Source organism: Methylopila sp. 73B, assembly GCF_000526315.1.
GTDB lineage: Bacteria > Pseudomonadota > Alphaproteobacteria > Rhizobiales > Methylopilaceae > Methylopila.
Genome location: NZ_JAFV01000001.1, coordinates 1579403 through 1604778, shown reverse-complemented (window position 1 = coordinate 1604778; position 25376 = coordinate 1579403). Strand labels below are relative to the sequence as shown.

Annotated in this window: 18 protein-coding genes; 5 read left to right on the top strand and 13 right to left on the bottom strand. The window is 66.4% G+C overall.

What is annotated here, in order from left to right:
* The first annotated feature begins 432 nt into the window (after window positions 1-432).
* Window positions 433-1410 (top strand): polysaccharide biosynthesis/export family protein, encoded by a 978-nt coding sequence (locus K244_RS0107610; RefSeq protein WP_197027151.1) that lies wholly within the window; start codon window positions 433-435, stop codon window positions 1408-1410.
* A gap of 219 nt (window positions 1411-1629) precedes the next feature.
* Here K244_RS0107610 and K244_RS0107605 read toward each other — a convergent pair whose 3' ends face one another.
* From K244_RS0107605 to K244_RS0107570, 8 genes are all read right to left on the bottom strand, one after another.
* Window positions 1630-2850: a DUF1501 domain-containing protein gene (locus K244_RS0107605; protein ID WP_020185657.1), complete on the bottom strand. Its 1221-nt coding sequence runs from the start codon at window positions 2848-2850 to the stop codon at window positions 1630-1632.
* A gap of 3 nt (window positions 2851-2853) precedes the next feature.
* On the bottom strand, window positions 2854-4374 hold the full coding sequence (locus K244_RS0107600; protein ID WP_020185656.1) for a DUF1800 family protein: 1521 nt from the start codon (window positions 4372-4374) through the stop codon (window positions 2854-2856).
* 142 nt (window positions 4375-4516) lie between these two features.
* Window positions 4517-5878 carry a glycosyltransferase 61 family protein gene (locus K244_RS22595; RefSeq protein WP_197027150.1) on the bottom strand — a complete coding sequence of 454 codons (1362 nt, stop codon included), beginning with the start codon at window positions 5876-5878 and terminating at the stop codon, window positions 4517-4519.
* A gap of 280 nt (window positions 5879-6158) precedes the next feature.
* Window positions 6159-7496: a hypothetical protein gene (locus K244_RS0107590; RefSeq protein WP_020185654.1), complete on the bottom strand. Its 1338-nt coding sequence runs from the start codon at window positions 7494-7496 to the stop codon at window positions 6159-6161.
* Window positions 7497-7509: 13 nt separating this feature from the next.
* Entirely contained in the window at window positions 7510-8289 is a 780-nt protein-coding gene (locus K244_RS0107585) for an ATP-binding cassette domain-containing protein (protein ID WP_020185653.1), read from the bottom strand.
* Complete coding sequence (locus K244_RS0107580; protein ID WP_020185652.1) at window positions 8286-9143, bottom strand: ABC transporter permease; 858 nt, start codon at window positions 9141-9143, stop codon at window positions 8286-8288. The genes K244_RS0107585 and K244_RS0107580 overlap by 4 nt, the downstream gene beginning before the upstream one ends.
* Window positions 9140-10246 (bottom strand): polysaccharide pyruvyl transferase family protein, encoded by a 1107-nt coding sequence (locus tag K244_RS0107575; protein WP_020185651.1) that lies wholly within the window; start codon window positions 10244-10246, stop codon window positions 9140-9142. Before K244_RS0107575 ends, K244_RS0107580 begins: the two co-directional genes overlap by 4 nt.
* Before the next feature lie 176 nt (window positions 10247-10422).
* Window positions 10423-11403 carry a polysaccharide pyruvyl transferase family protein gene (locus tag K244_RS0107570; RefSeq protein WP_020185650.1) on the bottom strand — a complete coding sequence of 327 codons (981 nt, stop codon included), beginning with the start codon at window positions 11401-11403 and terminating at the stop codon, window positions 10423-10425.
* Between the two features lie 357 nt (window positions 11404-11760).
* Between K244_RS0107570 and K244_RS0107565 the strand changes: the two genes are divergently transcribed.
* Window positions 11761-13095: a glycosyltransferase family 1 protein gene (locus tag K244_RS0107565; RefSeq protein ID WP_020185649.1), complete on the top strand. Its 1335-nt coding sequence runs from the start codon at window positions 11761-11763 to the stop codon at window positions 13093-13095.
* Window positions 13096-13229: 134 nt separating this feature from the next.
* Here the strand turns inward: K244_RS0107565 and K244_RS0107560 are convergent, their stop codons facing one another.
* The 3 genes from K244_RS0107560 to K244_RS0107550 all read right to left on the bottom strand — a co-directional run bounded on the left by K244_RS0107560 (window position 13230) and on the right by K244_RS0107550 (window position 18073).
* Window positions 13230-14648: a glycosyltransferase family 1 protein gene (locus K244_RS0107560; protein ID WP_020185648.1), complete on the bottom strand. Its 1419-nt coding sequence runs from the start codon at window positions 14646-14648 to the stop codon at window positions 13230-13232.
* Between the two features lie 228 nt (window positions 14649-14876).
* Window positions 14877-16352, bottom strand: coding sequence for a mannose-1-phosphate guanylyltransferase/mannose-6-phosphate isomerase (locus K244_RS0107555; RefSeq protein WP_051460009.1), 1476 nt, complete (start codon window positions 16350-16352; stop codon window positions 14877-14879).
* A 221-nt stretch (window positions 16353-16573) separates the two neighbouring features.
* The gene (locus tag K244_RS0107550) at window positions 16574-18073 is read right to left on the bottom strand and encodes a phosphomannomutase/phosphoglucomutase (RefSeq protein ID WP_024816376.1); all 1500 of its coding nucleotides are present in this window, start codon (window positions 18071-18073) and stop codon (window positions 16574-16576) included.
* Between the two features lie 408 nt (window positions 18074-18481).
* Between K244_RS0107550 and K244_RS0107545 the strand changes: the two genes are divergently transcribed.
* A complete protein-coding gene (locus tag K244_RS0107545; protein WP_020185645.1) occupies window positions 18482-19879 on the top strand; it encodes an ethanolamine ammonia-lyase subunit EutB in 1398 nt (465 codons plus the stop codon).
* Window positions 19880-19905: 26 nt separating this feature from the next.
* Window positions 19906-20676, top strand: coding sequence for an ethanolamine ammonia-lyase subunit EutC (eutC, locus tag K244_RS0107540; protein WP_020185644.1), 771 nt, complete (start codon window positions 19906-19908; stop codon window positions 20674-20676).
* Window positions 20677-20801: 125 nt separating this feature from the next.
* Here eutC and K244_RS0107535 read toward each other — a convergent pair whose 3' ends face one another.
* Window positions 20802-23300, bottom strand: a complete 2499-nt coding sequence (locus tag K244_RS0107535; protein ID WP_036305590.1) for a TonB-dependent receptor — start codon at window positions 23298-23300, stop codon at window positions 20802-20804.
* A gap of 178 nt (window positions 23301-23478) precedes the next feature.
* Window positions 23479-24204, bottom strand: a complete 726-nt coding sequence (locus K244_RS0107530; RefSeq protein WP_020185642.1) for an adenosylcobinamide amidohydrolase — start codon at window positions 24202-24204, stop codon at window positions 23479-23481.
* A gap of 148 nt (window positions 24205-24352) precedes the next feature.
* Here K244_RS0107530 and K244_RS0107525 point away from each other — a divergent pair, with 148 nt between their 5' ends.
* Complete coding sequence (locus K244_RS0107525) at window positions 24353-25375, top strand: sulfate ABC transporter substrate-binding protein (protein WP_020185641.1); 1023 nt, start codon at window positions 24353-24355, stop codon at window positions 25373-25375.
* Window position 25376: the final 1 nt, after the last annotated feature.

Below are 25376 nucleotides of genomic sequence, written 5' to 3'. Positions count from 1 at the left end.
GTCTTTCCAGCGGACCGGCCTTCGATCGGCATGCGTCGTCGTGGCGGATGCGGTCGGACGTCGATCTGGCGTCGGGTGTTCGGAATGGGCTCGCGATCTTCGGTGGCGTTTCGCCGACCGCCTGCGTTTGTGGCTCTTGCCGCAGCCGCGCGGATGAGCAATGTGAGCGCGCGCGAAACTGAGAAGGCGAACTGAATGTATGCGTTCAAGCGTCGTGCTTACTGGCGTCCGAGTTCTCGGCAGGCGTCGGTCGCCTGCCTCGGCGTCGCTCTCGCGGCGGCTCCGCTCGCCGGCTGCACCTCGCTGCCATCCAGCGGGCCGCAGGCAAGCGCTGTCGAGCGTGAAGCCCAATCTCCGAAGACACTGCCTTTTCGCCTTGTGAAGTACTCCGCCCAGGCCAGCAGCATCCTGTCGGCCTACGGCGAAGTTGGGATGTCCACCGACGGGTTCTTCCGCGGCGGCGGGGGCGGCGGGGCGCTCGGCGCCGGCGACGCGATCTCCGTCACGGTGATCGAACCGACTTCGGGCGGCCTCTTCACGGGCATCAGCAGCGCCAGCGCCGGCGGCGAAGGCTCCAAGATCGTCACCCTGCCGGACATCCAGATCGACGGCGGCGGGATGATCGTCTTCCCCTTCGTCGGGCGCGTGAAGGCGGCGGGCAAGACGCCGACCCAGCTCGGACTCGAGATCGAATCGAAGCTCAAGGAGAACGCGGTTCAGCCGCAGGTCCTCGTGCGCCTGTCGGCCAATCTCGCGAATCGCGTGGTCGTCGGCGGCGACGTGAAGTCGCCGGGCGAGTTCGACATCACGCCGGCCGGCGAGACGCTTCTCCAGCTCGTGACGCGCGCCGGCGGCCCGGCCGCCCGACCGAGCGACACGGTGGTGTCGCTGACCCGCGGCTCGACCACGCGTTCCGTGCGTCTGCACGCGCTGCTGCAGAGCCCGAGCTCGGACATCCGCGTACAGAAAGGCGACTTCATCAACGTCTCGACGGTGGCGCGCACCTACCTGATGCTCGGCGCTTCCGGCACCTCCGCGGAGTTCCCTCTGCCGGCGGAGCCCCTGAGCCTCGCCGGAGCGCTGGGGCGCGCTGGCGGCCTCAACGACGCGCGCGCCGACGCGAAGGGCATCTTCGTGCTGCGCTACGAGCCGCGGGCGATCGCGGACCAGCTTGCGCCAGGCGGCCCGGGCGGCGGCGCTTTCGTGCCGGTCGTCTACCAGTTCGACATGGGCAGCGCGGGCGGCTTCTTCCTGACCGACCGCTTCAACCTGCGCCAGAAGGACATCGTCTATCTCTCGAACGCCGGCTCCGTGGAGCTGTCGAAGATGCTCGACCTGTTCCGGATGACGGTGAGCCCTGTGCTCACAGGCGCGACGATCGCCAAGACCGGCCAGACCTTCGGCCAATAAGGCCGCTCTGGATCACGCATGCAAAAAGGGGCGCTCTGCGGCGCCCCTTTTTGTTTGGGCACGATCAGCTCGGATGAATCACGCCGTCGCGCCCACGCTGGCGTTCCCCTACGTCGGGGCGGGTGTCGATCTCGACGCCGCGGGCATCCGCGAGCTCGGTCACGGACGATCGCGTTCCAAGTGCGCCTGGACCAGACGCCTTCGTCCAGCCGCGTCGCGTCAGGCGCGGATCAAGCCCTGCATCGGCCGAACCTGCTCGCTGCCGGGAAAGATCGTGCTACCGAGCGTCTTCTCGTCGATGTCGAGCTGGTCGGCCAGGAGCCCTTTGAGCACCGCCCGCATGTCCGTTGTGGGCGCCAGATCGCGGTCCTCGAACAGGGCCCTCTCGCTGAGCCCCGGCCAATCGGCGATCACGCGACCGCCGTTCACCCGGCCGCCCACCAGGAACGCGACGCCGCCGTTGCCGTGGTCGGTGCCCTTCGTACCGTTGACGCGCGCGGTCCGGCCGAACTCCGTGACGATCAGGACGCTGGTGTCCGCCCAGACCGGACCCATGCCGGTGCGAAGCGCCGTCACGCCTTCGTCCAGCGCGACGAGGTTCTTCGCCAGCCGGCCGTCGTAGGGGCCTTCGGCCGTGTGGGTGTCCCACCCGTCGAAGTTCATCACCGCGATCCTGGGGCCGTCCGGCGCCGCCATCAGGCGCGCGGCGGCGTTGGCGGCGAGCGCGAAGCCCTTCGAGGAGGCCGGCGCCTCCTGCTGCAGGCGCTTCATCGAGGGTTCGTCGCCCAGGAACAGGTCGACCCGGGCGCCTTCACGCAGCGCCGCGGCCAGCTTGAGGTCGCGCGCGTCGTAGAGCGCTTCCAGCCGCTGGAGCGTGTCGGCGCGGGCGTAGTTCATGGCCTGCGGCTGCCAGCTCTCGACCGGCGCCGCGCCGCGCAGAATGAGCGGCGTCGTCGCCGCGACGGCGAGACCGCGTTTCGGGGAGAGCCGGACGCCTTTCTCGGGCTGCATCGCGGCGAGCGCGCGGTTGAGCCAACCGCTGTCCTCGCCGGTGCCCGACTTGGGCATCCCGTTCTCCAAAACCTCCTGGCCGTCGAAATGCGAGCGCGCCCGGTAGGGCGTGGCGACCGCGTGGAAGATCAGGGCTTCCTTGCGATCGTAGAGGTTCGCGAGCGCCGGCATGCTCGGGTTGAGCGCGAACATGGCGTCGAGCCTGTGCGCCTCGCCCAGCTTCGGGCTTTGGAAATCCGCGCGCAGCGCGGCGAAATCCGGATCGCCGACCGGCATCACCGCGCCGAGGCCGTCGAGTCCGCCCCGCAGGATGACGACGAGCAGCCGCGGATCGCGGCTCCCAGCGGCCCAGGCCTTGGGGATGAAGGGCGAGGCGAACAGGGCCGCGCTGGTGGCCGCCAGGAAGTGGCGGCGGGTGGTGCCGGTCATCGCCTATCTCCTCTGGAAGTCGGGGCTCAGCAGCAGAAGCGTGAGCGCCTGTTCCTGGCTTTCGCCGCGCAGCACGGCGGTGCGGGTTTCATCGGACAGCAGGCCGGCGAGCTGCGTGTCGACCAGCTGCTTCATGTTCAGGCGATCGGCGTGGCGCGCGGACAGATCCTGCGCCCAGTCCAGCCGGGTCTTGATGCCGTCCGAGGTCGCCCAGGCGTCGTCATCGTCCGACCAGCCCTTGGGGGAGGGCGCGGTCAGGTAGGGTTGGCCCATGGCGACGAGCGCCACATAAGGGACCGGCGGCCGCGGCGTCGCGCCGAGCAGGCGGGCGACGCTGGCGACGAACTCGATCGGCGGCCGTAGCTTCGCCGGCGGCGCCGTCCAGGCCTCGTCGTGGCGCGCCAGCGTGCGGGCGAGCGCCTTCAAGTCTCCGTTCGTGTCCCTGAAGCTGCGCTCGAGCGCCGTGAGCAGCGCAGGCGACGCGTCGTCGGCCACGAAGGCGCGCGCGAAGCGGCGCGACACGTGCCGCGCGGTCGAGGGATGCTCCGCCAGGTCCTTCAAGACGGCGCGGAGCTGGCCCTCGCCGTCGTCGGCGTAGCGCTTGCCCAGAATCGTCTTCGCGCCGGGTTCGTGCCACGCCTCCTTGAACACGGTCGTGCCGCAGGCGTCGCTCTCCGGGTCGAGATCGACCGTCCAGCCGCTCAGAACCTTGGCGAACGAGGCGACGTCGGCCTGGGTGTAGCCGCCGTCGGCGCCGAGCGTATGCAGCTCGAGCACCTCGCGCGCGAGGTTCTCGTTGACGCCGCGCTTGCCGCGCTGGCCGACCTTGGACGCCGGGCCGATTGAGCGCTCGTTGTCGAGATAGAAGATCATCGAGGGGTGCGTGGTCGAGGCTACCAGCATGTTGTGGAACGAGCCGACGACGTTCGGCCGCACGACCTCGCGCTGGAACGTGCCGACCGTGATCGCCACCTTGCCTTTCACCGCCGCGACCGTGAAATGATTGCCCCAGTGAAGGGCCAATCGTTCCTGGTACGGGCAAGGGCTGTCGCGCACCGACTCGAGCCAGGCGTGGAAGTCCTCGGCGCGGTTGTTCGCCTTTGCGATCCCCGTCAGATCGATGTCGAATTCGCCCCGCCGCTTGTCCCGCTTCTGGCGGCGGGCCATGCCGTCGTCCATGGCCATGTCGCCGTCGCCGTCCATGCCGCCGGACGCCATCTCGTTCGCGGCCGCAGCAGCCATATCGCCGCCGGCTGTTCCAGCCGCAGCGGCGTCGTTTCCGGCCTTGCGTTGGGCGTCGCGGTTCGCCGCGACCTGCTCGTTGATCTTCTCGCGCTGGTACCGCCGGCGCTCGACCATGGTGCGAAGCTGGCCGGGGGTGTCGCGCAGGTCGCCCTGATACGACGGGAGCGCGACGTCGAGCTGCCGGTCGACATGGGCGCGCGGATCGGACGGCGGGCCGTCTTTCGACGCCCCGAGGCCAAAGCGTCCCACGGCGAGGAGCGACGGATGCGTCGGTTCCATGAACCCTCCATCCTGAAGAGACCGCGGGCGGCGGCCCTCTGCATGCCTTCTACGGCGTGCTGCACCGCACCCTTCGCTCCGGGAATGGAGAAATTATGGTCGCCGGGTCAGCCGGCCATCACAGAACCGGCATTGCGGGGCGTCAGGCGAGCGCCTGATCCAGGAAAGGTAGAAATTGAGGCAACTCCGTCGTCCACTTGTCGGTGCCGGCCCGCTGGTGTTCGAGCCACGCGCTGTAGTCATGGCCGAGCGCAGTGCACAGTCTCGCGTAGTTGAAGCGCAGAGCGTATGCGCCATCCATGATCGGCAGAATTTCAACGATCTTGGCCCCGCGCTCGGCGAACAAAACGTGCGCGAGTCCAGCGCCATGCGGACCCGCGATGACCTTGGCGCCAGCCGCGGCGGCGATCTGGTCCGCGATCGGAAGATCGGCCATCCGCAGCACGTTAAATCCCCGTTCGTTCATTTCCTTTTCGACGGTCTCTTCGTTGACCATCGGCCGCCTCTTGGCGTCCCGCCGGGAGATATAGATCTTCTCGCCGTAAGACTTCTTCTTCGCCGCCTTCAGCGCTTCAGATTTTAGCGCGTCGAACACGCCCTGGGTCGCATCGGGATACATAAGGCCCGCGAAGCCTACCCGAGGCATCAACAGGCGGCTCACGAAAACCGGCTCGTCGACCTCAGCGTACTGTACGCCGAGCGAACGCTTCAGAAGCTCCAACGTCTCGCGCTCGAAGCGCGGTGATCCCGCGGCGATTACTACGGGGACAGGCCGTGCGGCAGGATCGAGATACATTCCAAACCGCGGCGATTGGTCGACGAGCCAATGGTAGATGCCGCGGGTCCCCATGATCGCGTGGCAGGCGGCGTCGAGGCGTCGGACGTCGGTGGCGACCCGGTCCGGGATCGGCCGTCCGTTGGTCTGGATGATCTCGCCGCCCTCACGCCAGATCTGCCCAAACCGGTCGACGAAGACATCGTTGAATTCCACGACCTTGGGCGCCGTCGGCGAACGGAGCCGGGTCTGCAGGAGAAGCATTTCGCTTTCAAAACCCGCGAGATGGCGTGGCGGCACCTCCGCGCTCGCCGCGGCATGCGCCGTGCCCAGCCGCGCAGTGGGACGATCGACGCCGAGGAACGCGATCGCCGAGGGCGCCGGCTTTGCGGAGAGACCGCCGCCGGTCGCCTCGGTCAGCCGACCGTGGATCTCGCGCTTGACGCCGGCGTCCTTGACTGCGCCGTAGAGCCTTTTGGCCTGGCGGATAAACCCCGCGTCCTTAAGGGTCTCAGGATCAATCGAGAGCAAGCGCCAAGCATCTTCCGGCCGCCCGGCCTTCGCGAATTTGCGCACGAGGCCGAACCGCTCGCGGACCTGCCACGGGTTCGCGAGAGCCATGGCGGCTGCGGCGTCAAGCGTCCGCGCACCTTTCAGCTCTTGACCGGCAAGAATGTAGATTTGAAGAATTCGGACATTCTTGGCCAATGTAGGATCTGCATCGACCATCTTGATGACGCCGTCCCAGTCTCCTACGAGGGCGGATTCCTTAGCTTTTCTTAATGACAACATCTGTTTTATCACAATAGCCGGAGACCGGCGTCGGGGCGGCTCCGAAAGCGTAGGAACGGCTTCTTTAGACTTAGACGCCAGACGGAAAAGAAAGGACTTCAACATTTCATGGTCGCCGCGTGGACTACTGGGGCGAAGGTGTAGCAACAAATTGCGTGGGGACCACGTCTACGATCATTGACGCCCCGTCAGCCGACGCCGACGGGGCGCAAGCGTCCTACACCCGGTGGTCGCGGATCGAGGCCAGCGTCAGCCGTGCGATGATCCAGGCGATGATCGTGCCGGCGATGACCCACATCAGGCTCTTCGGCTTGTTCGGCAGGATCGGATCGACGGGAACCCGGGGCGACACGATGTTGACGATGTAGAGCTTCTTCATCTCCGCCTGCACGAGCGAGCTCTGCAGCATCGCCACGGCGGAGGAGTACTTCTGCTGGGCGAGACCCTGATCCACGCTGAGCATCTTGTAAGAGCCGATCAGCGGCGCGAGAGCGTCGGTCTTGCCGGTCAGGCGCTGCTGCTCGGAGGTGAGCTGCACCTCCAGCGCGTCGAGCATGTTGCGGATTTCCGACGTCCGGGGCGAGGTGGGCGTCGAGGTCTTCGACAACGCCGTCATCTCGGCGCGTTTGCTCGCGATCTGGTCCCGCAGGGTCTGGATGATGGTGCCGTACGACGTGGTCTCCATCGTCGGATCGATCATGCCGTTCGCGAGCTGGAAGTCCGTGATCGCCTGGTTGGTCCGGCGCATCTCGTTGGCCGCCTCGGAGACCTGCTCCTGCGCCAGCTTGATCATGTCCGCGCGGGCGCGCTCGTTGAACTGGTTGACCAGCTGCTCGCTCATGCGCGAGAGCTCGGCGCCGATCTTGAAGGCGGTGTCGGCGTCGTAGCCGTAGGTCGTCAGGCTGATCTGGCCCTGCAGGTCGTCATAGGAGACTTCGATCTGGGAGAGATAGTGCTGGTACTGCCGTTCGTGGCGCGCCTCGGGCGAAAGCCGGCCGAACCAGTCGATCGAGGTTTCCTGCATCCGCGGCGTCAGGTTGATCCGCTTGTTGAGCTCGTCGAACGCTTCGCGCGACTTGATGTAGTTGACGACCGCGTAGGATTCGTCGATCGCGCGCTCGGCCTGGCTCGGCACCGGCTGCCCGACCTGGCCGACCATCGACCCGGGCACGCCCGAAACGCCGCTGGCCGGGTTGCGGATGGCGATGACGCTCTCCGCGACGTAACGGTTGGAGGCGATCCCGAACAGGTAGACGCAGGCGACGAGGAGCGGGACCGCGAGGAAGAGCGCGTTGAAGAGGCGCATCTTCTTGCGCCAGGCGTCGCGCGAGGAGGGGCGCTCGAAGCTCTCGACGTCGTCGATGCGGCCGCGCCGCAGAGGCGGGGGCGAGGGACGCCGGGTGTCGACGAAATCCTCGGCGGGCGTCGCCACTGCGGTCGACGGCGCCGCAGGGGCGGCGGCGGTGGGCGTCCGCAGCGCGAGCGCCTCAGCGCCTGCGCCGGGACGCTGGGGCCGGCGCCGGGCGCCGATGGGATTCATGTTTGCGATCTTCATTGGACCTCCGCCATCACTCGCTGAGCGGGTCGGAGAGATCTTGCCCGTTGGTCGCCCCACGGAACGCCAAGATCGCTTCCCCCTTACTGTCGAATTTCCGCAACTTCCGATCGATGATCACATAGCACTCGTCGCACATTTCGCGAATGGTCTGCGCCGTCCGGGTGACCACGATGAGGCTGCAGTCGCTCTTCATCTCAAGAAGCTTTTCTTGCACCAAGTCGCGAAACGGTTTGTTGCCCAAAGCAACCCGCTCATCGACAACGTAACAATCGAAAGAAAGCGCCAAGCACAGACTGATCGTCGCTCGAGTGTTCAGTTCGTCCGGTAACTGGTCGAGCGCGATGTCGAGATCTTGCCTCTTGATCTTACCGAGATCAATCACCGCGTCAAGCATATCAGGAGGCCAGGCGTTGTAGATCGCCGAGACGAACCGCACGTTCTGGCGGATGCTGAAACGTTTGCTGAAAATCGTGCGCGACGCCAGCGGCCATGACACCGTCATGCCGCAATCGACCCGTCCTTCGGTCGGCGACTGGTTGCCGTTCAGCAAGTTGACCAGCGTCGTCTTGCCGGAGCTCGCCCCCCCGAGAACGCCGATCGACACGCCCCGGCGGAACTCCGCCTCCGCGCGGTCGAACACCAGGGTTTGCTTCCGCCCGGAGCCGAGAACCTTCGTCACGCCGCGCAGACGGATCGTATCGCTGGGCCCGCCGCCGATTTCGGCGAAGCCGGCCGGATTGTCCTTCAGCGCCGCGCCGGCGCCGCCGCCTCTGAGCAAGCGCGCGATCATAGGCCGTCCAGCGCGAAGGGATCTTCGCTTTCCGTGGCGCGGCGGCGGTCGCGTTCGTAGAAGGGGCGGCAGAGCCGCTCGCACATCAAGCCGATCGCGAGCGTCGAGACCACCCAGACTGCGACGAAAAGGCTGCTCGCCACAGGCGATTCATAGGCCACGAAATAGCCGCCGCGGATGAACTCGCACAGATGGAACAGCGGGTTTTCGATGATGATCCATCGAAACATATACGGCACTTCCGGCCAGATGAAGTGAACGCCGCTGGTGAACATCAGGACGCGCATCAAGACGTGCTGCACGGTGCGGAAAAACGGCGCGAACGTATTGATCGCGCCGAAAACCATGCCGACGCCGAAGCCGAACACCGAGGCGACCACCAGCACGGCGATGACCACGAACGGCTGCTCGATCCAGTCGGAAAGGCCGATAAAGAAAAACGCCGTGAAGGCGCCCATCGCGAGGCAGAGGTAGAACAGCGTGTTCACGATCGATCGCGCGATCAGCACGTCGAGCTGCGTCACGCGCGGCATGAACTCGTAGCGCGACTTAGCGGAGGCGAAGCTCGAAGCCTGGGACAGGGTCGTCTTGAACGTCCAGAATATGAAGACGCCGCACGTCAGGAACGGCACCATCGGCATGCCGTGATGCGTCCTCGACCCGGTGAAGTAGCGCAGGGCGGCGAGGCCCGCGACCATGATCGCGAGGCCGCCGATTTCCTCGACGACGCCGAAAGTCTTGCGCGCGAACCGGGCGGACGACTCGGTGCCGACCAGCGCGATCACCGTGCGGATCTGGTTCCGCGCAGCGGCGACGAACCAGCCTTCATGGCGGTCGTTCGCCCAGATCGTCATTTCGCCGCTCCGACGGGCGCTTGCGCAGCCGATGCGGGCGTCTTCAAAGCCGCCGCCTTGGACGCCGCCTTGTCAGCGCGGCGCAGTTCGGTGACGTCGTGCTGCAGCGTCAAGCCGGTCAGTACGGGGTGCTCCCAAATGGTCTCGCCCGGGTGGGCCGCGATCGGCGCCACGTCGACCGGCAGGGCCTCGAGCAGGGCGTCCCCGTCGAGAAGATCGACCGGCGTCCAGTTGGCGTCGACCGCCCGCATCAGCGCGTCCCAATCCGTTCGTGCGGCGCGGCTCTGTCCATAGGCGCGCCGCGTCTTAAGGCCCAGGCCCGTGTAGAGGTCGACGATCCGAAGGTCCGTGCCGCCGTCGGGATCGAGATCGAGGTCGAGCGGCCCGGCGCCGTTGGGCGAGAAGTACAAGCAGGGAATGCCGTAGCTTTCGGCGACGACCATGCCGTGCAGGCTGGTCGACACGATCCGTTCGCACGCGAGAATTTCGTCGATCTTGTCCTGCAGCGACCCGATCGAGATCGGCGTCACCGTGGTGATCAGCCGGACGTCGTCCGCAAACTCCGGCTCGACCACGCACCGCACGATGTGGTCGCGGGGGTGCGCTTCATAGGTCCGGTCGGCGAGTTCGGAGAGGTGGAGAATGACCCCGATCTTCCACTTCTTCTCGATTTTCGGGGCGTAAAACCGCGGCAGCAGCCAGACCGGATCGCCATACACGCCCGTGCCCTGGCCGCCGCCGTTCAGAAGGCGCTCCGAGACAGGCCCGCGGGTCGCCGAAACCTTGAAGACGGAGTCGGCGGAGGGGACAAACGGCAGATGTTCCGCGGCCGGCGCCGAGGGATTGGCCCAATTCGAACTGCCGGTGCCCCAGAACCACGTCTCGCCGCCGGAAAATCCATGGCCGATGGTTCCGACCGCCGCCATGCGAAGCGTCGCGGATTTGAAGGGCACGCGCCGAACGGGGAGCCCGCATCCGAGGGCGACCATCACCGGGCTTAGCGCGTCGCCGAAATTCAGATAGTCCATCTGCATGGTCGAGCCGGCCCACCCAAGGGGGACGACGCCATTGCTTCGCGCGTAGTCGGCCAGACTTCCCCGCATGCCGTCTCCTGCTGTCCCCCGGACGCCCGTCCGAGCGGACGGGCCGCTCGGCAAGACGCCTGCAGCGCGCCCGGATTGCGGCGGCGCTGATGAAGCATCAACTCTTTAAGTGACCATTTTATGGTCACACGCTGCGGTGCAGCAAGAGCTTTCGATACGGGGGAGCGCTTATCGTGTCAGAACGGAATCTTGGCGATCACGGCCGACGGCGTGTTCCACACGCTTGATCCTGCCGAGACCGCGAGCGGCAGAGGGAAGGCCTCGATAAGCGGCCGGTCGTCGTACGACAGCGGCCGCCAGCTTTCATCGACCCAGCGCATGACCGCCTCCCAATCCGTCAGGCGCGCGCGGTCGAGCAGGAAGGCCGACAGGCGGTCCCGGCCGGCGCCGGAGTAGAAGTCGCGCATGCGGTGATCGATATGCGCGCCGGGGTCGTTCAGATCCAGCATGGCGCCGTAGCTGTCGCCGTAGGTCCCGAACCAGGCGCAGGGAATTCCGTAGGTCTCGGAGATCACCAGGCCATGCAGGCTGGTCGAGACGACGCGCCGGCACGACACGATCTCGGCGATCTTCGCCCGCATCGCCTCGGGCGTGGCCGGGCAATAGGTGTTGATCAGGCGGATGCGGTCCTGGAGATGCGGCGGGATGTAGTAGCGTTTGAGGATCGCTTTGGCGGTGGCCTCCGGATCCGCGCTCTCGAGTTCGGAGATGTGCAGGATGACGCCGAGATCGTGCGTTTTCTCCACCTCCGTCATCGGCCAGATCCGCGGGAGGACCCACACCGGGTCGCCATAGACGTCGGGAACGGAAATGCCCTGGCTGCGGAACGTCGCGGCGCTCCGGGGACCGCGCAGCGCATAGACGTTGAACTCGGTGTCCGGGGGGCGGATGTAGCCGCGATGCGCCGGATCGACCGGATTGCGCTCGGCGTCGACGCCGGTTCCCCAGAAATGCAGCACGCCGTTGCGCTGGTTGTGGCCGATGGTCCCGACCGCCACCATCCGCTCCGCCGCCTGGTCGAATCCGGCGCGCCGAACCGGCAGGCCTGCCATGACCGCGACGACGAAGGCGCTCAAGGCGTCGCCCACGTTGGCGTGAGGATGCTCCCGGGTCGTCGCGACCCACGAAAGGGGCACCGAGAGGACGCCGGGGTTCATGCGCACCAGCGTGGCCGCGGGGGATAATGAGGGCTGCGGCCGATCCTGCGGAGAAAGCTCAGGAAGCGGCGAACTGACGGTCTCGGGGAGCATGGAGCCTTGGGATATGAGAAGGGCCTCTAGGGCGACCCTACATGTAAGATCATAGGATTGAATCGGTCAAAGCAGGCGGCGAACCTATGGCGCCGGACCGCTAATGGAAAGCGCGACCGTCGCGGCAGCGCCTTTTGGCGCCCGTGACACGCTTTCCCTTGCCTACGTTGCGGCCCGTGGTTCAGATCGTGCGCGTTCGTCGGCGGGTCGCAAGGCCTCGCCTTCGTTGCGGACTTTGGGTGTGCGGAAAAGAGGTGTTCTCGTATGGCGAACCGCCGATCGATCATGCTCGATGGCTACAACCTGGCCCTCGAGAAGGGGACCGGAGTGGCGACCTACGCCCGAAACCTGAGCTTCGAGTGCGGGGAACTCGGCTACAACACGGAAATCCTTTACGGCTCCCGGGCGTCCCCGAGCGCGGACAGACTGATGCGGGAGATCGCGTTTTTCGATCCTCACGCCGGCGCGCCATCGAAGTTGCTTCAAGCCTTTCGCTGGATGACGGAGTCGGCGTCGGCTCCTCTTGGCGTTCAGGCGCACAAGGTTCCGATCACAGGGAAGGTTGTCACGCGCGGCTTCGAATCCCGGATGCCGCACTTCGACCAGATCTGGAACGTTCCGGACCTGTTCCACAAATCCTACCGCAATTTTCGCACCTACAAGACGATGCTTCGCGTGAGCTCGATCACGAAGCCCGACGTCATGCACTGGACCTATCCGCTCCCGATCCGCATTCCGGGGGTAAAGAACATCTACACGCTGCACGACCTTGTGCCCTTGAAGCTGCCGTACACGACGCTCGACAACAAGAAATTCTACATGCGGATGATCAAGCGCGTTCTGAAGAACGCCGATCATATCGTCACCGTCTCGGAATGCTCGAAGCGCGACATCATCGAGCTGTTCGACTATCCCGAAGACAAGATCACCAACACCTACCAATCGGTCGACATTCCGAAGAAGTATCTCGACAAGCCCGAGGACGTGGTGAAGCGCGAGGTCGAGGGCGCGTTCGGCTTGGAGTACAAGGGGTATTTTCTCTACTTCGGCGCGGTCGAGCCGAAGAAGAACATCGGCCGCCTGATCGAGTCCTACCTCGCGAGCGACGTGAAGGAGCCGCTGGTGGTCCTCGGCAAGCCCGCCTGGAAGTCGGAGGAGGAGCTTCGCTTCCTGTCGGAGTCCACCAACCGCTACCTTGAGCAGATCGAGAACTTCACCTTCCAGCGCGACCGTGTGCGCCGGTTCGACTACGCTCCCTTTCCTTTGCTGGTCAGTTTGATCCGCGGAGCGAAGGCCGTCGTCTTCCCGTCGCTCTACGAGGGATTCGGGCTGCCGGTGCTCGAGAGCATGCTGTGCGGCACGCCGGTCATCAGCTCCGATCAGTCGTCGATCCCCGAGATCGCGGGCGACGCGGCGCTGCTGGTCGACCCCTACGACACCCGTGCGATCGCCGAGGCGATCCGGACGCTCAGCACGAACGGCGAGTTGCGGGCGGAGCTTTCGGCGAAGGGCAAGGCGCAAGCCGCCCTGTACTCGCGCGAGCGCTATCGGGACGCTCTAAAGGGCGTTTATGACAAGATGGCCGGCGGGCCGGGCTGATCTTGCGGGCGCCTAAAGCGCGGTCGTTTCTGACGGCGTGATCGATCTGAACCGCTCACGCTCCGGCCGACGCGGCGCCTGGTTGGTCCCCGCCTGAAAGGCTGGGACGCCGCCGGGGCGCCCGTCCCGCCGCCTCAGGCGGCGTCTTCGCTCGCGATCAGGTCCGCGATGTTCTTGCGCATACGCGCGGCCACGGCGCTGCCAGGGACCGGAGACGGCGTCCGGTACTTGCCGGGGCGGATCGCGGTGGCGGAGCGTTGGGAGGTGCTGTGCACGAGCTCGATCAGGTGATCGAGCGCCGCGAAATGCTTCTCCCAGGTCGGCGGCTTGAAATGCGCCAGGCGCTCGATCTGCGCGGCCCGGCGCTCCGAGTCCGGCTTGGCGTAATCGACGATCGAGCGCATCCACTCGGCGCCGTCGATCGGGCTGATGTAGTCCGGCGCGTCGTGCGCGATCTCGCGAAACACCGAGAGGTCGGAACAGATCGCAGGCGCGCCCATCGTCAGCGCTTCGGCGAGCGGCAGGCCGTAGCCTTCCGCGAAGGACGGCATGAGCACCGCCCGCGCGTTCGCCATGAGGTGGCGCAGCAGCTGGTCGGGCAGCCGGTTGCACTCGATCACATGCGGCGAGAGCGCGTCGCAGCGCTCCATGATGTCGATGACGTTCTCGTTCTCCCACCCGCGCCGGCCGATCACGATCAGCTTGGGCACGACTGGAGACGTCTCCGCGAGATGGCGCCAGAGGTGCAGGATGGTCAGGTGGTTCTTGCGCGGTTCGATCGTTCCGATCATCACGAAGTACGGCGTGTCGATCGGCGGGAGATCCACCGGGTCGTGGAACTTCTGCTCGACGCCGAGCGGGCTGACCACGGTCGGCGCGAGATTGAGCCCGTGCAGGGTCGCGAACTCGGACAGCATCTGGCTGGTGTGCTCCGAATTCGTCAGCGTCGCGACGGCCGAGTTCAGCACCGTGCGCATGCGCGCCTCGTGCTTCTCGCGGTCGCCGGGCCGAGCGTATTCCGGATGCGAGATCGGAATGAGGTCGTGGACCAGATAGATCGGCAGCAGGTTGCGGACTTCGACCAGCCGGCTCACGTCGCGCCGTGCGATCAGGCCTTCGTGCGACACGTTGAGATATACTGCGCCCTTGTTGAAGCGGCGGCAGGCGCGATCGGGCCACAGGCTGAGCGGGGACAGCAGCACCGGCAGCGACGGCGCGAGCGCAGGGATCGAGCTCCGGCGGACGGGCTCCTCCATGCCGGCCGCGAGGGCGTTCGGCAGGATCTCGAGGAAGGTCTCCAGCCTGCCGATCTCGCTGCGCGAGGCCAGCTCGTTGCTCATCTCCCAGCGGGTCGTCAGGGTCTCGATGAAGCTGTGGCAGGCGTCTGGATTGAGCCGCCATGGCCGCGAGCGCAAACGGCCGATGAAGTGCGCCTCGTCAGGGTAGTGCTCGCGCAGGTGCCGCGCATAGGCCAACTCGACGCGGTCGATCCCGGTCGGCGTAAACGCCGACGACCGCCGCAACAGCCGCGTGATATCGAAGATGATGTTCAAGCTTCAACCCGTTATTACACAGACAGAGATGTATTTAAAAAGGTCGTCAATCAGCGATTGAAATTGGGGGAATGAGCCGGCAGCTTAAACGACCGCCGCACGCATGGCAAAGGTCGTCGATCGTCGGCCCGGAATGCATGTTCCGTCAAGCCTGGACGGCCGCCGCAGGGCGACCGATACCCTTGAAGCCGACGCTGTCGCTCCGGGTCGGGATGGCCGGCCGCGGGGTCAGAGCGGCGTGTCGGCCGCGTCCTTCACCCGCGCGTACATGTCCTCGTAGCGAACGATGTCGTCCTCGCCGAGATAGGAGCCGGACTGAACCTCGATCAGGTTCAGCGGCACCTTTCCGGGGTTCTCGAGCCGGTGGACGCAGCCGAGCGGCAGGAAAACGGACTCGTTTTCGCGCAGGAGCACCTGTTCCCCGTCGCGGGTCACCAGAGCGGTGCCGTTCACCACGACCCAGTGCTCGGCGCGGTGGAAGTGCTTCTGTAACGAGAGCTTCGCGCCGGGCTTGACGGTGATGCGCTTGACCTGGAAGCGGTCGCCGGTGTGGATCGATTGGAAGAAGCCCCACGGCCGATGGTTCCGCAGGGTTTCGGTGGCGGAGGCGTGGCCCGCGGCGCGAACCTGGTTGACCAGCGTCTTGACGTCCTGGTCGCGGTCTTTGGTCGTGACCATCACGACGTCGGGCGTCGCCACGATCACGAGGTTCTCCACGCCGAGCGCCGCCACCAGCTGGCCCTCGCCGCGGATGTAGCAGCCCTTGGCGTCCTCGATGACGGTTTCGCCCGCGACCACGTTGCCGCTGCGGTCCTTGGCGCCGATGTCCCACAGCGACGACCAGCTGCCGGCGTCGGTCCAGGCGAAGTCGGCGGGCACCACGACGGCGCGGTCCGTCTTCTCCATGACGGCGTAGTCAATCGAGATCGACGGGGCGTCGCGGAAGGCCTCCTCGCCCAGGCGGACGAAGTCGAGGTCGCGCCCGGCGCTGTCGAGCGAGCGTCTCGCCGCCGCAAGCACGCTGGGATCGAGCTTCTGGAACTCGTCGATCAGCGCCTGCGCCGGCAGCAGGAAGATGCCGCTGTTCCACAGGTAGGTTCCGGCGCCGAGGTAGCCCTCCGCGGTCGCCCGGTCCGGCTTCTCCACGAAGCGCTTGACGGAGTAGCTGCCGGGGGCGGTCGCGTGGACGTCGCCCTGTTCGATGTAGCCGAATCCCGTCGCAGGCTCGGTCGGCCTGAGACCGAACAGCACCAGCCGGCCCTCGTGCGCCGCGACGAGGCCGCGTTCGACGGCGGCGCGGAAGGCCGCGGGGTCGCGCACGACATGGTCGGCGGGCATCAACAGAAGGATGGCGTTGGGGTCGCTCGCGACGGCGACCAGCGCGGCGACCGCGGCGGCCGGCGCCGTGTTGCGGCCGAACGGCTCGAGGACGATCGTGGTGTCGTCGAGGCCAAGGGCTCGCATCTGTTCGGCGATGATGAAGCGATGCTCATGGTTGGCCACAACCATAGGCTTCGTGAACAGCTTGGGGTCGCTGACGCGGCTTGCGGTGTCCTGGAGCATCGTGCGATCGCCCGCGAGGGCGAGGAGCTGCTTCGGATAGGCTTCGCGCGACAGTGGCCACAGCCGTGTGCCCGTGCCGCCGGACAGGATCACCGGCGTGACCTTGGACGGCCCCGCCGTACGTCTTACGTCGCCACTCATCGTCTTGGACTCCCCGCTGAATCTAAAGCCGACAGACCGGTCGGCCATCAGGCGTCGGCCTGACGGCCAATGTGTGCGCTGCAACAAAATTGACTTTGCAGGTGCAAAATAGCGCGATCTGAGGCCGCTTTGTCAATTGCCCGGTTTCAGATCACAACCTGTCGTTGCGCCAAAACCCGCCGGCGCGGGGGACCGCCGGCGGAAAATAGAAGGCTTTCCGCTCAGATCGTCTGGTTGTACGCGCCCACCTCCGGGCGCCGTCGGAGAATGCCGTCGACCGCCTTGAACATCTCATGGAGCCGCGCTTCCGACACCGGGCTTTCGATCACGACGACAAGTTCGGGCTTGTTCGACGAGGCGCGGACGAGGCCCCATGTGCCGTCCTCGGCCGTGATACGAACGCCGTTCACGGTGACGAGATCGACGATCTTCTGGCCGCCGACGGGCTCGCCTTCGGCCTTCATCCGCTCGAAGGTCGCGGTGGTCTCGGCCACGACGTCGTACTTCACGTCGTCGGCGCAGTGCGGCGACATGGTCGGCGAGCCCCAGGTCTTGGGCAGCGCGCGGTTGAGGTCCGCCATCGACTTGTCGGGGTTGCGGTCGAGCATGTCGCAGATCGCGAGCGCGGAGATCAGCCCGTCGTCGTAACCGTAGCCGATCGGCTTGTTGAAGAAGTAGTGGCCAGATTTCTCGAAGCCGACGAGCGCGTTGAGCTCGTTCACGCGGCGTTTGATGTAGGAGTGGCCGGTCTTCCAGTAGTCGGTCTTCGCGCCTTGGGCGATCAGGACCGGGTCGGTCATGAACAGGCCGGTCGATTTCACGTCGACCACGAACTGGGCGTTGGGGTGGATGGCGGAGAGGTCGCGCGCGAGCATGACGCCGACCTTGTCCGCGAAGATCTCGTCGCCCTCGTTGTCCACCACGCCGCAGCGGTCGCCGTCGCCGTCGAAGCCGAGGCCGACGTCCGCGCCGTGCTCCAGCACCGCGTCGCGGATCGCATGCAGCATCTGCATGTCTTCGGGGTTCGGGTTGTACTTCGGGAAAGTGTGGTCGAGCTCGGCGTCGAGCGGGATCACCTCGCAGCCGAGCCGCTCCAGCGCTTCGGGGGCGAAGGCGCCGGCGGTGCCGTTGCCGCAGGCCGCGACGACCTTGAGCTTGCGGGTGATCTTCGGACGATCCAGCAGCTTGGCGAGGTAGCGCGCGGGGAAGTTCTCCTCGAAGGCGTAGGCGCCGCCGCCCGGCAGTTTGAACGCCGCCGCGAGCACGATCTCCTTGAGCCGCGTCATCTCTTCGGGGCCGAAGGTCATCGGGCGCTGCACGCCCATCTTCACGCCGGTCCAGCCGTTGTCGTTGTGCGAGGCCGTGACCATCGCCACGCAGGGGCAGTCCAGCTCGAACTGCGCGAAATAGGCCATCGGCGAAAGCGCGAGCCCGATGTCCCGGACCTTGATCCCCGCGGCCATGAGGCCGTTGGCGAGCGCGATCTTGATCGAGGCGGAGTAGCTGCGGAAGTCGTGGCCGACGACGATCTCCGGCCGGATGCCGAGTTCGTGGATCAGCGTGCCGAGCCCCATCCCCAGCGCCTGCACCCCCATGAGGTTGATCTCGTCGGGAAACAGCCAGCGCGCGTCGTATTCCCGGAAGCCGGTCGCCTTCACCATCGGCGACGATTCAAACTCATACGTGTTGGGCTTGAGGAAAGGCTTGGGCGTCGGGAACATGCGCGCGAAGATCTCCGTGGTCGGCAAAACCGCTCCAAAAGGAGCCGCTTCAGCCATGATGCGGCGCAATGGAGCACGAAGGACCGGACACGGCAATCGGTAGCGCTACGGCGCCTGCGAAACGGAAGGCGCAAAGCGGCGTCGCGTCGCAGCACGCCCCAGGATGAGACCGAAGCCCACGGGATGGTCCGCGCCGAAGCGGCGCCGGCGTCGCCGCGGAGCGGAATTTTCCCGGGCGATGCGCTAATCTCGCTCGCCGTGTGCCGCGGAAAGCGTCATGCCTTGAAACGAGCCAGACGCTGCCGCCGTCATTTTGCTGCGGTCGGATGGCGTGGACGAGATGGTCCGTTTCTCGCTTGCGGAGGGATCGCCGCAGCGCGATCGGCGCGATGTGGGAAGGAGAGCGGGATGATCCTGCGGTGCGATCTGGGCGGACAACGCTATGCGTTCTCCGATCTGAAGCGGCTGATGGCGGCGGCCTCGCCGCGCCGGTCCGGCGACGAACTCGCGGGGCTCGCCGCGGACACCGACGCCGAGCGCGTCGCGGCGCGGATCGTTCTCGCCGACCTGCCGCTGGACACCTTTCTCAGCGAAGCGCTGGTGCCCTACGAGGACGACGAGGTGACGCGCCTGATCGTCGACGGCCACGACGCCGAAGCCTTTGCGGTCGTGTCCCATCTCACCGTCGGCGGGTTCCGCGACTGGCTGCTGTCCCACGAGGCGGACTCGGACGCGCTGTCGAAGCTCGCGCCCGGCCTGACGCCCGAGATGGTGGCGGCCGTCTCCAAGCTCATGCGCAATCAGGACCTCATCGCGGTCGCGCGGAAGTGCGGGGTGATCACCGCCTTCCGCACCACGCTGGGGCTTCCCGGCCGGCTCGGAACCCGCCTGCAGCCGAACCACCCGACTGACGACCTGCGCGGGGTCGCGGTCTCCGTGCTCGACGGCCTGCTCTACGGCGTGGGCGACGCCGTGATCGGCATCAACCCGGCGACCGACAACGTGCCGAACGCGATCGCGCTGATGGAGATGCTCGACGGGCTCCGTCAGCAGTACGACATCCCCGCGCAGACCTGCGTGCTCACCCACGTCACCAACGCCATCGAGATCATGAACCGGCGGGCGCCGGTGGACCTCGTGTTCCAGTCCGTCGCGGGCTCCGAGGCCGCGAACCGCGGCTTCGGCGTCGATCTCGCCGTCCTCAAGGAGGCCTATGACGCCGCGCTGGCGCTGAGGCGCGGAACCGTCGGCCAGAACGTGATGTATTTCGAGACGGGGCAGGGCGCGGCGCTGTCCGCCGACGCCCACCACGGCGTCGACCAGCAGACCATGGAGACGCGCGCCTACGCCGTCGCGCGCGCCTTTAAGCCGATGATCGTGAACACCGTCGTCGGCTTCATCGGGCCGGAGTACCTCTACGACGGCAAGCAGATCATCCGCGCCGGCCTCGAGGACCACTTCTGCGGCAAGCTGCTCGGCCTGCCGATGGGCTGCGACGTCTGCTACACCAACCACGCCGAGGCCGACCAGGACGACATGGATGGCCTGATGACGCTGCTGACGACAGCGGGCTGCACCTTTCTCATCTGTGTGCCGGGCGCCGACGACGTGATGCTGAACTACCAGAGCCTGTCGTTCCACGACGTGCTCTATCTGCGCTCGACGCTCGGCGTGAAGGCCGCGCCCGAGTTCGAGGCATGGCTGGAGCGCATGGGCATGGTGGCGCCCGACGGCCGCATCCGCGAGCTCGAGCTCAAGGACCCGCGGATCTCGCACATGCTCGCGCAGGCCTCGCTCGTCGCGTGACCGAAGGTCCGAAGGAAAACCCGCCCATGGACGACGTCGCTCGCCCCGCCGACCCCTGGAGCGCGCTCCGCGCCTCGACCAACGCCCGCATCGGCCTCGGGCGCAGCGGCGACGCCATGCCGCTCAAGGCGGTGCTGGAGTTCCAGGCGGCGCACGCCACGGCGCGGGACGCGGTCCACACGCCCCTCGACCTCGACGCCGTCGAAGCCGCGCTTCAGCCGCTCTCGACGCTGCGTGTGAAAAGCTCCGCGCCGGACCGGCCGACCTACCTTCGTCGGCCTGACCTCGGCCGCCGGCTGGACGACGAACCAAGCCCGGACCTCGAGGCCGCGGGCAAGGGCGCGGACGTCGTGTTCGTCGTCGCGGACGGGCTTTCGGCCACGGCTGTGCAGATGCACGCCGCGCCCTTGGTGCATGCTTGCGCCGAGCGGCTCAAGGGCTTCAAGATCGCGCCGGTGGTGCTGGCGAGCCAGGCGCGCGTGGCGCTCGGGGACGACGTCGGCGAGCGCCTCGGAGCGGCGCTGGTCGCGGTGCTGATCGGCGAGCGGCCTGGCCTGTCGGTCGCGGAGAGCCTCGGCGTCTATCTCACCTACGAGCCCCGCCGCGGCCGGCGCGACAGCGAGCGCAACTGCATCTCGAACATCCATGGCAAGGGCGGCCTGTCCTACGCCCTCGCGGCCGACAAGCTCGTGTGGCTGGTCCGCGAGGCGACCCGGCTCAAGCTGACCGGCGTGAAGCTCAAGGACGACGTCGACGCGCTGGCGCCGGCGCCGGGCGGGGCTCTGCCCGGAGCCTGAGCCGTCGGCTTCGCCGTCCGGAACGGCGCGCCTACGCCAGCGGACGGAACGAAAAAGGCCCGCGACGGCGACGTCGCGGGCCTTTTCGTCATGTCGCGCTCCGGCGGAAGGCTGGAGGCGCAGGCTTAGTATTTGGTGACGAGCACCGGGTCGGCCTTGGCGCCGAACTTCATGTTCAGGCCGACATAGACCTGCAGCGGACGAGCCGGGGTGATCGAGCGCGGATCTTCCAGGCCGAGGAAGCCGATGTCGTCGGTTTCGAAGAAGGTCGCGTTGTTGGAGTATTTCTTGTTGAAGAGGTTCTTCACGCCGCCGAACAGCCGGAGTTGCTCGGTCACCTGATAGGAGGTGTTGACGTTGAAGATCGCGTAACCCGGCAGCTTCTTGTTCTGGTTGGACTCGTCGCCGAGGTAGTACTGGGCGCTCATAACCTGGGCGTCGCCGCCCACCGTCCAGGCCGGCGTGACGCGGTAGGCGGCGCCGAACTTGAACTGGTGATCCGGGATGCCGGTCAGGCGATCGCCCTTGCGCACGTGGATCGTGCCGGCGTTGTCGTCATCGTCGGCGGCTGCGACGATATCGTCGTCGTCATCATCCTCGCCGTAGCCTTCGGACGCCGGATTGTTGGGCGAAGCGAGACGGAGCGATTTGCGGAACGTGGCGTCGATGTAGGAGTAATTGGCGTAGACCGCCCACTTCTCGGCCATGTACTGCGCGGAGAGTTCGAGACCCTGGCGCCGCGTGTCGCCGGCGTTCAGGAAGTAGCCGCGGCCCGTGATCTCGCTCGGAACGTTTAAAATGTCATTCGAGTTGTTCGCCCGGTAGATGCTTGCGCTCCAGTTGAGCGCGCCGCCGAGGAAGCTGTCGAAGCTGCCGCGGAAGCCAAGTTCGCCGGTGCGGGTCACAACCTGATCCAGCGGGGGATCGGAGACCAGCGTGGATTCAAGCGGGCAAGGAATGTCGGGGTTCGAACAGCCGAGTTCGAGCGCCGTCGGGGCGCGGTTCGATTCAGAATAGGAAACGAAGCCGGTGACGTTCGGGGCGATCTTGTAGGTCAGGCCCGCCATCGGATTGAAGCGGTCGAAGCTGTGCTTGCCGTCGAGGTTCGGACCAGCGGGAAGGCCCTCCTCGTTCAACGGCACGATCGTGCCCTTGTCGTTCAGGATCAGCCGCGCGTAGTTCCAGCGCGCGCCGATCGTGGCCGACAGTTTGTCGGTCAGGTCGAGCGTGTTGGTGGCGTAGAGGCCGAGATAGTGGTTCTTCGCTTCAAGATCGACGGGAATGATGCCGCCGGGGATCAGGGTGTGGTACTTCTGTCCGGTCCCGATGCACTGCAGATCTTCGGGGATAATGCACAGCTCGCTCTCCCCGCGGAAGTCGGTCTTGCCGAAGTCGTAAGCGGCGCCGACGACGAAGTGGTTTTTGCGGCCGAAGAACTCGGACTCGTTCGTCGCCTGGAGAGTGCCGCCCGCCGAGGTGGTGCGGATGTGCGAGCGCTCGATCGAGCCAGGCGTCGTGCCGGGGCCGTATTCTCCATCCTGGGGGTAGAAGGTGTTGGCGATCGGACGGCCCGTGACTGGATCACGGACCAGCAGCCGATCATCGCCTTCCTCCGCGCCGAAATCGTCGGCTTCCAAGCAGAGCAACGTGGGATCGTCCGGGCATGGGCGAACGTCGGTGTCGTTGCCGTCGACGCGGTCGGAGCGGTAACGCCGGTAATAAGCGTTCGCCTGCAGCGACCACGTGTCGGTCACCTGGAACTTGCCCTGCAAGTTCAGCATGCCCATTTCATTTTCGTTAATTTGATCGCCGGTGTAGACGTTGCGGCGACGCTGCTCGAGCAGCTCGAACGGCGTCGGGCCAACCACGCCAAGCTTCGAGTCAGCGTAGGTGAAGTTGAGGTGGATCTCGGAGGTGTCGGTCTTGTAGCCGACGTCGCCGAACACGCGCTTCACATGAGACGCCGAGAAGTCGCGCCAGCCGTCGTCGCGCGCGCCTTCGATCGCGAGGTAGCCGGCCCAGTTGCCGACCTGCGTGCCCCACTGGGCGCTGCCTTCGTAGCGGCCGAACGAGCCCATCTGGCTCTCAAGTTCGACGCCTTGGAAGGTGAAGCCGCTCTTGGTCTGGAAGCTTAGCGCGCCGCCGAGCGCGTTCAAGCCGAACACGGGATTGTTGGTCCAGATGTCGAGGCGTTCGATCGCGACGGTCGGAATGAACTCGTAGTTCACCGTGTCGCCGAAGGCTTCGTTGACGCGGACGCCGTTCTGGTAGACGGCCAGGCCCTGCGGCGCTCCGTTCTGCTGCGACGACTGGAAGCCGCGGAAGAAGATTTCCTTGTTGAACGGATTGCCGGTGACGTCCGAAATGTTCACGCTCGGAGCGTTCTGGAAGAGCCCTTCCTGCACAGTCGCGGAGCCGGACGTTCGGAGCTGATCACCCCCCACGCTGATGACGTTCGCCGGCACCTTGTCACGATCGAGGCCGTCGCCGCCGAGGGGCGTCGTGCCGATCACGTCGATCTCCTCCAGCGCGGTCGCATTTTGCGCAGTCGCCGGCGCGCAGGCGGCCGCCAGGGCCGCGAGCGAGGCGCCCACCAGCGCCGTTCTTCTTATTGTGAATTTCATTGAGGTGTCCCGTCCCCAGCGTCTGTGGCCGAACATGGCCAAACTGCGGCAGTTTAAGGCCGGAGATTCGGGGGAGGACAAGTGCAGCGGGTTAGAATCGGGAACTATTCGAAGAGCTGATGTTGGAAAACAACATTATAATAAGCCTCACATAATAATTCTTACGAAGGGTGGCGCCTCACAGGCGTTCTTCACCTGCGCTCTTGTGTGCTTTCGTATGAGCCATCCAGTCGCAGGCACCGCTCTTCACGGATTCATAGACGGCGCCCCCGATCGCGACGCCCACGTCTGTATGCAGCCCCGCGAAGCTGGCGGCCGGCCCGCCGAGCGGCGCCGCGACGACGACGCAATCCGTGCCGGTGCCCGTGGCGGCGCCGCCGTCGACGGCGCGGCCGCTCGCCATGATCGCCGCGGTGCGGGCCTCGACCGCGATCGACAGCGCCTCCACCAGTGCGGCGTCGGTCAATGGGACGGAGCATGCGACGAGCAGATTGACCGTGCCCCAGGCATCGCGCGGACGCGGGGAGGGCGCGCCGACACGGGCGGCGTTGCCGAGGCCGACGGTCGCGAGGCAGCCCGCGCTCGCTCCGCCGGACGCAGCCCCGGCGACGCACCGCCGGCGCACGTCACGGGAGGTCATCATCCCGACGGCGTCGCAAAACCCCGCCTCCCGCATGCGGGAGGCCAGCAGGGCGGCGGGATCAACGGTCACGGGCAGGTCGTCGTCCTCGACCTCGAGCCAGGCGACCTCGCTCGCGGTCTGAAAGCCCGGCCGCGCCAGCGCCCAGCTCAGCATGCGCTGCGGCCGAACAAAGCGCGCCGCCAGCCAGGGGCGGGCGCAGGACACGAGGAACAGCGCGTCGGCGTCGCCCGCCAGTTCGTCAGCGTCGTCGGCGGCGCTCATCTGAAGGTCGTCTCCCCATGCGGCCCCCGTCGCCACAGCACGGATCGGTGGCTTCGGTCCTTAATTCTACAAAGCTAGTGATTTTATGTATTGACATTGCCGGTTGGAAAAGTGGAATGAGCGCATCGCTTCCGGAGGCCTGACGCAGATGCACCGTCGCACTTTCACCCGCGCCCTGACCGCCCTCGCTCTGGCCGTCCCTCTGGCCGCGACCGCGCCGTGCGCCTTCGCCCAGACGACCCTCACCAACGTCTCGTATGACCCGACGCGGGAGCTCTACAAGGAGTTCAACGCGGCCTTCGCGAAGAGCTGGAAGGCCGAGACCGGCGAGGACATTCGGGTTCAGGTCAGCCATGGCGGCTCCGGCAAGCAGGCGCGGTCGGTGATCGACGGGCTGAACGCGGACGTCGTGACGCTCGCGCTCGCCGCCGACATCGACGCCATCGCGAAGGCCACGGGCAAGCTGCCGGCCGATTGGCAGAAGCGCCTGCCGAACAACTCCTCGCCCTACACCTCGACGATCGTCTTCCTGGTCCGCAAGGGCAACCCGAAGGGGATCAAGGACTGGAACGATCTGGTGAAGCCGGACGTCCAGGTCATCACGCCGAACCCCAAGACCTCGGGCGGCGCCCGCTGGAACTACCTCGCCGCCTGGGCCTACGGACGCGAGGCGAACGGCGGGGACGAGGCCAAAGCCAAGGCTTTCGTGGCGGAGCTCTTCAAGCGCGTCCCCGTGCTCGACACGGGCGCCCGCGGCTCGACCACCACCTTCGCCCAGCGCGGCCTCGGCGACGTGCTGCTCGCCTGGGAGAACGAAGCCTATCTCTCGCTGAAGGAGTTCGGCGAGGACAAGTTCGACATCGTGTTCCCGTCGATCTCGATCCTGGCCGAGCCGCCGGTCGCCATCGTGGACGCGAACGTCGACAAGAGCGGAACCCGAAAGGCGGCCGAGGCCTACCTCAAGCTGCTCTACGCCAAGGAAGGCCAGACCATCGCGGCGAAGAACTTCTATCGCCCGGTGTCGCCGGACCTCGCCGAGAAGGCGGACGTCGACCGCTTCCAGAAGCTGAAGCTGGTGACGATCGACAAGGACTTCGGCGGCTGGGGCAAGGCGCAGTCCGAGCACTTCGGCGACGGCGGCGCCTTCGACCAGATCTACAAGCCGAACTGAA